7 protein-coding genes and 1 pseudogene are annotated in these 10341 nt (G+C 67.8%); 3 read left to right on the forward strand and 5 right to left on the reverse strand.

From position 1 onward, the window contains the following. The 4 genes and pseudogenes from ACFE71_RS13195 to ACFE71_RS13210 all read right to left on the reverse strand — a co-directional run. Window positions 1-929 (reverse strand): annotated as a pseudogene (locus ACFE71_RS13195) (histidine kinase); the annotation flags it as partial. 83 nt (window positions 930-1012) lie between these two features. Then, window positions 1013-4246 (reverse strand): TonB-dependent receptor domain-containing protein, encoded by a 3234-nt coding sequence (locus ACFE71_RS13200; RefSeq protein WP_375429252.1) that lies wholly within the window; start codon window positions 4244-4246, stop codon window positions 1013-1015. A 481-nt stretch (window positions 4247-4727) separates the two neighbouring features. Continuing rightward, entirely contained in the window at window positions 4728-6149 is a 1422-nt protein-coding gene (ahcY, locus tag ACFE71_RS13205) for an adenosylhomocysteinase (protein WP_375429253.1), read from the reverse strand. Between the two features lie 160 nt (window positions 6150-6309). Beyond that, on the reverse strand, window positions 6310-6870 hold the full coding sequence (locus tag ACFE71_RS13210; RefSeq protein WP_375429258.1) for a YqgE/AlgH family protein: 561 nt from the start codon (window positions 6868-6870) through the stop codon (window positions 6310-6312). A gap of 99 nt (window positions 6871-6969) precedes the next feature. On the opposite strand from ACFE71_RS13210, the gene ACFE71_RS13215 reads away from it, so the two are divergent. Genes ACFE71_RS13215 through ACFE71_RS13225 form a run of 3 tightly spaced genes read left to right on the forward strand, consistent with a single transcriptional unit; the run spans window position 6970 to window position 9488 of the window. After that, window positions 6970-7449, forward strand: a complete 480-nt coding sequence (locus ACFE71_RS13215) for a peroxiredoxin (RefSeq protein ID WP_375429254.1) — start codon at window positions 6970-6972, stop codon at window positions 7447-7449. A gap of 56 nt (window positions 7450-7505) precedes the next feature. Then, complete coding sequence (locus ACFE71_RS13220) at window positions 7506-8936, forward strand: AMP nucleosidase (RefSeq protein WP_375429255.1); 1431 nt, start codon at window positions 7506-7508, stop codon at window positions 8934-8936. A 60-nt stretch (window positions 8937-8996) separates the two neighbouring features. Then, window positions 8997-9488, forward strand: a complete 492-nt coding sequence (locus tag ACFE71_RS13225; RefSeq protein WP_375429256.1) for a hypothetical protein — start codon at window positions 8997-8999, stop codon at window positions 9486-9488. A gap of 101 nt (window positions 9489-9589) precedes the next feature. Here the strand turns inward: ACFE71_RS13225 and ACFE71_RS13230 are convergent. Continuing rightward, on the reverse strand, window positions 9590-10341 hold a 752-nt coding region (locus ACFE71_RS13230; protein ID WP_375429257.1), incomplete at its 5' end, for a M2 family metallopeptidase.

Consider the following 10341-nt stretch of genomic DNA (forward strand, 5'->3'; position numbering starts at 1 on the left):
CCGAACTGCGCGACCCCCGCCGACAACCGGTCGAGCATCGCGCGCTGCGCCTCGGCGAATTGCTTGGAGGCGAGGCGCGCTCGCTCCAGCTCCTCCACATCGACCGCGAAGCCCGCGACGCCCCCCGTCGGCAACGGGACGTCATATAGCCTCAGCGCACGCCTGGCCCCACCGATCGTCGCCGGCAGCGTCTGCGCGTGCGGCCGCCCGCCCTCGCGCGCCGCCGCCGCCCCGCCGAGCGGTCCTCCCGCCCCGGAAGCCTCGACCAGCTCCAGCCCGCGCGCGACCACGTCGCCCGCATCCTTACCCTCGACCGCGTCGACATACGCCGAATTGACCATCGTCAGCCGCAGCTCCCGGTCGCGGTACCACATCGGCAGCGGCGCGGCCTCGATCAACGCGGTCATGGCGCCAAACGAGTCGCCCAGCGCCCCGACCTCGCCGCGCAAGCGCCCGATCTCCGCCTCGCTCTCGGTCGCGTCGAACGCCCACAGCACGACGTTCGACTGTCCCAGCTCGCCCGGCGCGCGCGCGCCCTTCAGCGTCAGCGTCCGCTCCGCCCCGACGGGCCTGATCGCGCGGGTAAACGATCGCCCCGCGAGCCGCGCCGCGTTCACGTCGAGCGCCAGTCCCTTGGCGTCCTCCGGATCGAGCCCGACCCCTTCCGCGCCCAGATCGGTCAGGAACTCGGGCGACGAGGCCAGTCCCAGCCAGTCCGCCATCCGCTCGGGCATTTCCACGCGCCCGTCCGCGCCCACCAGCGCCGCCATCGCGGGCGCGGTCCGCAGCATCGCCTGCAACCGCAGGTTCTCCGCGGCGGTGGCCCTCGCCTCGCCTCGCGCGCGCAGGCCCGTGAACGCCAGCAACCCCGCCCCGCCGATCAGCAGGAACAGCACCGCCCCCAACAACACCAGCCCGCCGCCCGTCACGCTCTCCAAGACCCGCCCCCGTTCATATTCGGGAGTCTAGCCGATCCGATCCGCCGGCTAAAGAGCGACCGGCTGCGCCCGCGTCAGAACAGCCGCCCCGTCCGCACGCGCACGCCCAGGAAGTAGAAGCGGCCGTACGGGCTGACCGGATAGGAGGACAGGTTGCGATACGGGTCGACATCGGACACATTGTTGATGCCGCCATAGAGCGTGAAGTTCTCCGTCTCATCGATGCCGAACGAGATGTCGTGGACATACTTCGCGCTCGCCCGCCCGCGCGGGCCCGCGATCAAGTTGGGGTCTTGACCGTCGACGATCTCGACTCCGCCAATATATTGCCGGTCGATATATTGCAGCCGGTAGCCAAGCGAGAATGCTCCGCGCGCCACATTGATCGATCCGGTCCCCGCGAATTCGGGTCTGCCCTGCTCGCGCAGCTCCGGATCGACGGCGGTCGGATCGGCCGGGTCGAAGAAGCGGTCCAGCTTCTCCGTCCAGTTCCCCGTGGCGCGCAGGTTGAACCGGTTCTCGCCCAGCCGGAACGCATAGGCGATCGACGCGTCGATGCCCGCCGTCTCCAGCCGACCGAAATTGAGCTGAGTCTGACGCAGGAAGTTCAGACCCAGGAACGTGGCCGATCCGCTCGCGCGATTGCGCGTGAACAACCCGCAATAAGCGTTGTCCAGCGTCGCGCTGTCGTAACAGCTGTTGACGATGTCTTGCGCGCTGACCGCCGCGATCGCGTCCTCGATCTTGATATTGTAATAATCGGCGCTCAGCGTCAGCCCCGGAACGAAGCGCGGAGCGACGACCGCGCCTAACGTGTAGGTCTTGGCCGTCTCCTCCTGCAGGTCGGGGTTGCCGCCCGTCGTGCCCGAGAAACGCGCGGTCAGTGGATCCTCGAATCCGACAGGCAGGCCGTCCGCCGCGCAATTCGCCTGACGCCGTGCCGGATCGGCGGCCGTCGCGATCTGCGCCGCGTCGCACGGGTCGGTCGGACGGAACACCGTACCCTGCTGCGGATTGAACAGCTCGGAAATGTTGGGCGCGCGCACCGCGACCGCGTAGGTGCCGCGAAACCGGATGTCCTGGATCGGCGCGTAGACGCCGTTGACGTTCCAGGTGAAGGTTCCGCCCACCGTCGAATAATCCGAGTATCGCGCCGCGCCGCTGACTTCCAGCTCGTGGAAGAACGGCCGGTCGCGCAGCAACGGCACGCGCAGCTCCCCGAACACCTCCTTCACGTCGAAGCTCCCACCGGAGTCGAACACGCGCGTCGAGGCGTCGAAATCGAGCGCCTGGTTGCCGCTGATGTCGCCGATGAAGGTCCCCGCCGCCCCGGCCGGGGTGGTGATCGGCAGGATGCCCAACGCGATCGGGTCGAGTCGGGTGCGGCTGCGCTCCTCCCGGTACTCGGCTCCGACCGCGAACTGGACCGCGCCGCCCGGCAGGGTCAGGAACGATCCGGTATCGCCGGTCAGCGATGCGTTGGCGACATATTGCTCCAGCCGCGCCCGGGTGGTGGTCGGCATGGTGATGAAATCGATCGCGGCTTGGTTGTTATCGCCGGGCGATCCGAACAGGTTCAGCGGACGACAACTGCCGTCGCCCGGATTGAAGGTGAAGAAGCCGCCCTCGATCACCGGGAACGCCTCGCTGCCGATATAGGGCGTCCGGTCGGCGTTCGACCGGCATTGCGGCCCGTTCGGCCCCTGCACCACGTCGATCGCCGCGAAGAACCGGTCGTACAGCACGGTGTTGGAGAAGGTGACCGCAGAGTCGGTACGGCCGTAATTGGACGAAACCTCGTACCGCAGGCTCGGCGCGATCTCGCCGCGCAAGCCGGCGACGGCGCGGTAGGTATCGCGGTTCGACCGGGTGAACCCCGGACCCAAGTTCACGAAGTCGCGCGAAACGCGCAATCCCCCCGCCTCCTCGGCGTCCGCCCGCAGCGCGGCCGGGATGAACGGATTGTCCGTCGGAACGAACAACGTGTCGTAGAACGTGTTGTATGGGTCCTGCGTGCGCGTTTCCGTGCGCACGTATTTCGCCTCGACGAAGGCGGTCGCCGCGTCTGAATACTCATAGCTCGCGAGCAGATTGGCGTTGTATCGCGTGTTTCGCGGTATCAACGACTGCGCGCTGAACGCCTCGGCCGCGCCGTCACCGCCGAACTGGTTGGTGCTCGACGCGATCACGCCGTCCTGGAATGGCCGCACGGTCCCATCGCCGTTCGATACGTAACAGCCCGCGAACTGCGATCCGATATAGGACTCGTCGCAATCCGGCGTGCCGTTGCCGTTCACGTCCGCATTGAACGAGCCGAAATCGTTGCGGAAGATCAGCCCGCGCGTCGACGAGATGGCGAACGCCGGGAACGACTCGAACGCCAGCGACGGCGCGTTCGCCGCTCGGTCGATCAGCGCCTGCTCCGCCGCCGTCGGCGTCCGTCCGGGAAAGGCGGTGGCGAACTGCGCGGCGGTCGGGATCGCGAAGCCGTACGGATAGCGTCCGGCGTCGAGACTGAACCGCTGGGCGAAATTCGGCGTGGCCGCGCCGATATCGCCCCGCTGGAAACGACGGAGCGGGCTGGGATAGGTCGTGCCCGCGGTGGCTTGCGCGTTGTCGCGGGTATAGGGTCGGTCGCCTTGCTGGATCTCGTCGATCGTCGAATAGCTACCCGCCAGGGTCACGTTGCCGCGCCCCTCGTCGAAATTGCGCCCGACGACCGCATCGACTGTGAAGGTCCGGCCGTCCTCGTAGCGCGACAATCCTTGCGTCAGATTCAGGTCCAGACCGTCGAAATCGTCCTTCAGGATGAAGTTGACCACGCCCGTGACCGCGTCCGCGCCGTACACCGCCGACGCGCCACCGGTCAGCACTTCGACCCGGTCGATCAATGCGTTCGGGATGGTGGAAATGTCGACGATTTGCGATCCCGGCACGCCTGAAACGTGGCGACGCCCGTTTACGACCACGAGGGTGCGGTTCGCGCCCAGCCCGCGCAGGTCGAGCGCGGCGATGCCCTGGTCCTGAGTGCCGCGCTCGATCGAGTCGGCGATGGTAGTCGAATTCGCCAGGGCCGGGATCTCGCGCAGTGCCTCCGACGCGTCCACGACGCCCGTCAGCCGTATGTCGGCGGCGGTCACGGTGTTGATCGGCGACGGTGCGGTCGCGTTCGGGTCGCGCGCCAGGCGGCTACCGGTGACGACCACGTCGGCGCCTTCGGTCTGCGCCGGTTGCTCGGGTCCGACCTCGTTTTGCGCGCCGGTCGCCGTCGTCGCGTTGCCCGCGACCGTCTCCTGCGCTCCGGCCACGCCCAAGTCAGCGCGAGCGCGCTTCCGATCAGCAAACCCGCGCGGCCGCCGTTACCTGTTCCGACCATATTCCGTATCCCCTTGAAACCGCACACGTCTCAGCCCGCCCATGCTCGCGCACCGACGGTCGTACTGGTTCCCCGCCCTTCAAGGGCGACGACGCGACCCTGCCCTCACGGGGCGGGTTCTACGTCGCTTCGCTGCGATGCGGAATGACTGACGCGATGAAGCAGAACGGTCAAGCGGTCGGACGTGACCTTTTGGCAACATGAAGCAACAACCGGCGGGGCCCATCCCTCGTTACCCCGGCCTCGAGCCGGGGTCCCGATTCTTCTTGGGGGCGGGACGAAGCGGGACCCCAGGTCAAGCCCCGGGGAACGGACTGACGTAACGGATCGAGGACCCGCGGTCGGCCAACGCGAAAAGGGCCGCGTCCGTCACCGGACGCGGCCCCCCTCCGAACCCGATCCGTTCGCCCGGATCAATAGCGATAGTGATCCGGCTTGAACGGCCCCTCGACCGGCACGCCGATATAGCCCGCCTGCTTCGGCGTCAGCTTCGACAGGTGGATGCCCAGCTTCTCCAGATGCAGCGCCGCGACCTTCTCGTCCAGGTGCTTGGGCAGGACATAGACCTGGTTCTGGTAGTTCTCGCCGCGCGTCCACAGCTCGATCTGGGCCAGCACCTGGTTGGTGAAGCTCGCGCTCATCACGAAGCTCGGATGTCCGGTCGCGCAGCCCAGGTTGACCAGCCGGCCCTTGGCCAGCACGATGATCTGCTTGCCGTCGGGGAACTCGACCAGGTCGGTGCCCGGCTTCACCTCGGTCCATTTGTAGTTCGACATGGCGGCGATCTGGATCTCGCTGTCGAAATGGCCGATGTTGCACACGATCGACATGGGCTTCATCGCCTTCATGTGGTCGGCGGTGATGACGTCGGCGTTGCCGGTCGCGGTGCAGAAGATGTCGGCGCGGGTCACCGCTTCCTCCATCGTCACGACCTCGAACCCCTCCATCGCCGCCTGCAACGCGCAGATCGGGTCGACCTCGGTCACCATCACGCGCGCGCCGCCGTTGCGTAAGCTCTGGGCCGACCCCTTGCCGACGTCGCCGAAGCCCGCGACGCAGGCGACCTTGCCGGCCAGCATCACATCGGTCGCCCGGCGGATCGCGTCGACCAGCGACTCCTTGCAGCCGTACAGATTGTCGAACTTCGACTTGGTGACGCTGTCGTTGACGTTGATCGCGGGAAACGGCAGCTCGCCCTTCTTGGCGATCTCGTACAGCCGGTGGACGCCCGTGGTCGTCTCCTCCGACACGCCCTTCAGCGTGCGGACGGTCTCGGTCAGATAGCCCGGGTACTTGGCCACGAACGCCTTGAGCGCGCGCTGGAACTCGACCTCCTCGTCGTTCTCCGGCTCGCCGAACGTCTCGCCGCGCTCCAGCTTGGCACCCCACAACGCGAACATCGTCGCATCGCCGCCGTCGTCCAGGATGATGTTGGCGGTCTGCCCGGTCGTCCCCGCGCCCCAGTCGAAGATGTCGCCGACATAGTCCCAGTAATCCGCCAGGCTCTCGCCCTTGATCGCGAACACCGGCACCCCCGTCGCGGCGATCGCGGCGGCGGCGTGGTCCTGCGTCGAGAAGATGTTGCACGTCGCCCAGCGGCACTCCGCCCCCAGCGCCGTCAGCGTCTCGATCAGCACGGCGGTCTGGATCGTCATGTGCAGCGATCCGACCACCCGCGCGCCGGTCAACGGCTTGGACTGGCCGAACTCCCGGCGCAGCGACATCAGCCCCGGCATCTCCGTCTCGGCGATGCGGATCTCCGCCCGCCCGAACTCGGCGAGCGAGATGTCCTTGATGGCGTAGTCGTGGGCCTCGGCCTTGTATGCGGTTGCCACGTCGAGATCTCCGAATGTCCATGGGGCCGACCAAGACGCATCGGTCGATCGGCACCGCGCTCCCATAGTGCCCGGAGCGCCCAAGAGCAAATATAAAGAATTCTTTATATGACGTCCAACAAGCTTGGCCGACCCGCCGCATAGGTCAGGTTCTTCTGGTTCAGGCCCGACCCGCCCCGCCCACCAGCAGCCGCGGGTCCACTCCCGCCGCCGCCAGCCCCGCCCCCCACCGCTCGGCGGCCGCGGTCGCGTAGATCAGGTCGGTCCCGCCCTCGACATTCAGCCAGCCCGGCCGCGTCAGCTCGCCGTCCAGCTGTCCCGCGCCCCATCCGGCGTAGCCCAGCGCGATCGCCCAGCGTCTCGGCCCCTTGCCCTCCGCGATCGCCCGCAGGACATCGACCGTCCCCGACATCGCCCACCGCCCCGCCACGTCCAGCGTGTCCTGCCCGCCCCAGTCCATCGAATGGAGCACGAACCCCCGCCGCCGCTCCACCGGTCCGCCCAGATGCACCGGCGCGTCCGGCGCGTCGCCCCGCCCGATCTCCAGCTGGTCGAGCAGCGCGTGGAACCCCAGCCCGTCGATCACCCGCCCCAGCCCGATCCCGACCGCGCCCTCCTCGTCATGCGCGCACATCGCGATCACCGCCCGCTCGAACCGTGGATCGCCGATGCCCGGCATCGCGAGCAGGAATTGGCCGACAAGGAAGCGCGGACTCTCCATCATGGCCGGTCTAACGCGCACGACCCCGGATCGTCGCGCTTGAATTGCGCCCCGCCTTGGTCGAGGGCGACCGCGAACCATCTCCAAGGAGACTCGACCATGATCGCCGTCGGTGAACGCCTGCCCTCCACCCCCCTCGTCAAGGTCACCCCGAACGGTCCCGAGGCGGTCGATAGCCAAGCCTACTTCGCCGGTCGCCGCGTCGCGTTGTTCGCGGTGCCGGGCGCGTTCACGCCGACCTGCTCCGCGCAGCATCTTCCCAGCTTCCTCAACCGCGCGGACGACCTCCACGCGAAGGGCGTCGACGAGATCGCCTGCACAGCCGTCAACGATGCCTTCGTCCTAGACGCCTGGGCCAAGTCGACGGGCGCGGAGGGGATCACGATGCTCGCCGACGGCAACGGCCAATTCGCCGAGGCGGTCGGCTTGGCGGGCGACTCGTCCAAGTTCGGCATGGGCACCCGCAGCCGCCGCTATGCGATGCTGGTGAATGATGGCGTCGTGGAGCAGCTCCATGTCGAGGCTCCCGGCGAGTTCCGCGTCAGCTCGGCCGACCACCTGCTGGCGAACATGGCTTGACCACGCACCAACTCCGATAACTTGTCACCGCGTCATCGGCGGCCTACCCGCCGCCGATGACCGCCGCCGACATCGTCGCCGAGCTCGACCGGCTCTACACCGCCTCCGTCGAGCGCCTCCGGGCCGCGCTGAACCGTTATCTCGTCGAGGGCGTCCCCCCCGCGCCCGAACAGCGCGCCGACGGCTCGTTCGCCTACCCCGAAATTCGGCTGACCTACGCCGGCCAGGACGATCGCCCCACCCCGCTGCGCTCCTTCGGCCGCCTCGTCACCCCCGGCGCCTACGGCATCAGCGTGACCAAGCCCGCGCTCTTCGCCGACTACCTGACCGAGCAGCTGACCCTCCTGATCGAGGATTACGACGTCACCGTCTCCGCCGTCCCCGGACGTCAGGAGATCCCCTTTCCGTACGTCCTCGACCCGGGCCACGCGCTCAGCCTCGACGCCGTCTCCGCCTCCGAACTGGCCCGCTGGTTTCCCGCGACCGAACTCGCCCAGATCGGCGACGAGGTCGCGGACGGTATACACGTCGCGGTCGACGCCCGTCCGCTCGCGCTGTTCGACGCCCTGCGCACCGACTTCTCGCTCGCCCGCCTGCGTCATTATACCGGCACCCCGCCCAAGCACACGCAACGCTTCGTGCTCTTCACCAACTATCATCGCTACGTCGACGAGTTCGTCCGCTGGGCGGGCAGCCAGCTCGGACCCGACAGCCGCTACACGCTCCTATCCGGCGCGGGCGGTGTCGAGATCACGGACGGAAGCGACATAGACCGCCTTGTCACCGACAGCGCGTGGCGGCGGCATCAGATGCCCGCCTATCACCTCGTCGCGCCCGACCGCACGGGCATCACGCTCGTCAATATCGGCGTCGGCCCGTCCAACGCCAAGACGATCTGCGACCATCTCGCGGTCATGCGGCCGGAGGCGTGGCTGATGATCGGCCATTGCGGCGGCCTGCGCCCCAGCCAACGGATCGGCGACTATGTCCTCGCCCATGCCTATCTGCGCGACGACCACATACTCGACGACGTGCTCCCCCCCGAGATCCCCGTCCCCGCCATCGCGGAGGTGCAGCAGGCGCTCGCCCGCGCCGCCGAGACGGTGTCGGGCCAGTCCGGCGATGAGCTGAAACGCCGCCTGCGCACCGGCACCGTCGTCACCACCGACGACCGCAATTGGGAGCTGCGTTATTCCCGCTCGGCGCTCCGCTTCTCGCTCAGCCGCGCAGTCGGCATCGACATGGAGTCCGCCACCATCGCCGCCCAGGGTTATCGTTTCCGTGTCCCCTACGGCACGCTCCTCTGCGTCTCCGACAAACCCCTTCACGGCGAGCTCAAGCTGCCCGGCCAAGCGAACCGCTTCTACGAACGCGCCATCTCCGAACACATGCGCATTGGCATCGAGGCCTGCGAACAGCTGCGCCGCGAGGGCGCGAAGCTCCACAGCCGCAAATTGCGCGCCTTCGCCGAGCCGCCCTTCCGCTGAAGCGCGGAAACGTCCGTCGAGCGGCGCGTTACTCACCCGAACCGATCAGGGAGAACGCCGATGGCCGATGAAACCGACACCCCCGCTGACGACACCGGCACCGACGACACCGGAGCTCCCGTCCAGCGTCGCCGCGCAGCTCGCAAGTCCACGTCCCAGACCGACGCGGCGAAACCCTCCGCCACCAAGCATGCCTCGCGCCCTGCATCCACGCCCGCCAACATGTCCGCCGCGAATGGTGCGTCCACGACCGATCCCATGCGCGCTCCTGACCCCGATCCGCAGACGCGTACCGTCCGCGCTCGCGACACGCTCGGCAAGGCGGCGAACGGCACCGGCGGCAAACGCGGCCTGATCGTGGGCGGCCTGGCCGCTGCGGGCGTGGCCGCCGTCGCGCTCCTGTCGCTGCGCGGCTCCACGCCAAGGAAGGCCGTCCCCGCGAACGATCCGGGATCGAAGGCGCATCAGCCGGACGGCACCGACTCGTCGGGGCAGATGGAAGCGATGATCGCGGATGAAAGCATGGTGCCCGAGAGCACGCCCAACGCCTAAGCGAAGCTTAGAGGACGACCAGGCGTGCTCCGGCCGACGGTGAGGTCGAGCTTGTGCTCGACCTCACCGGCCGATGGCGCGGCTTTACCGCGACGCCTCCCCTACCACCCCGCAGGCTGACCTTTGTTCTGCCGATCCAGCCACACCTTCAACGGCGCGAAGTACGCCACCATCGCCTTGCCCGACATCACCCGCGATCCCGTGAACGCTTCCAGCGCGTCCGGCCACGGCTTCGACTGGCCCATCCTCAGCATCGCATCGAGCCGCTGTCCGACCGCCTTGTCGCCATGAAAGCTGCACCGATGGAGCGGCCCCTTCCACCCGGCCTGTCGACACGCCGCCTCGTAGAATTGGAACTGCAGCACCCGCGCCAGGAAATAGCGTGCATAGGGCGTACCCGCCGGAATATGATATTTCGCCCCTGGATCGAACCGCGTCTCGTCGCGCGCGACCGGCGGCATCACGCCCTGGTACCGCAACCGCAGCGCGTCCCACGCCGCCTGGTACCCGCCCGGCTTGATCTCCTCCGAATAAACGCCCCAACGCCACTTATCCATCATCAGCCCGAACGGCAGGAACGCGATCTTGTCCATGCCCTGGCGGAGCAGCAGCCCGATGTCCTTGTCCGCGCTCGGCACGCGCGCGGGCTCTAGCAGGTCGATCTTCACCAGATAATCGGGCGTGATCGACAGCGCGACGAAGTCCCCGATCGCCTCGTGGAACCCGTCGTTCGCGCCGTTCTTGTACAGGTGCGACTGCCGATTGTATGCGCGCTGATAGTAATTGTGGCCAAGCTCGTGATGGATCGTCACGAAATCGTCGGCGTTGACCTTGGTGCACATCTTGATGCGCA

The organism is uncultured Sphingomonas sp. (assembly GCF_964237155.1).
Lineage (GTDB): Bacteria > Pseudomonadota > Alphaproteobacteria > Sphingomonadales > Sphingomonadaceae > Sphingomonas.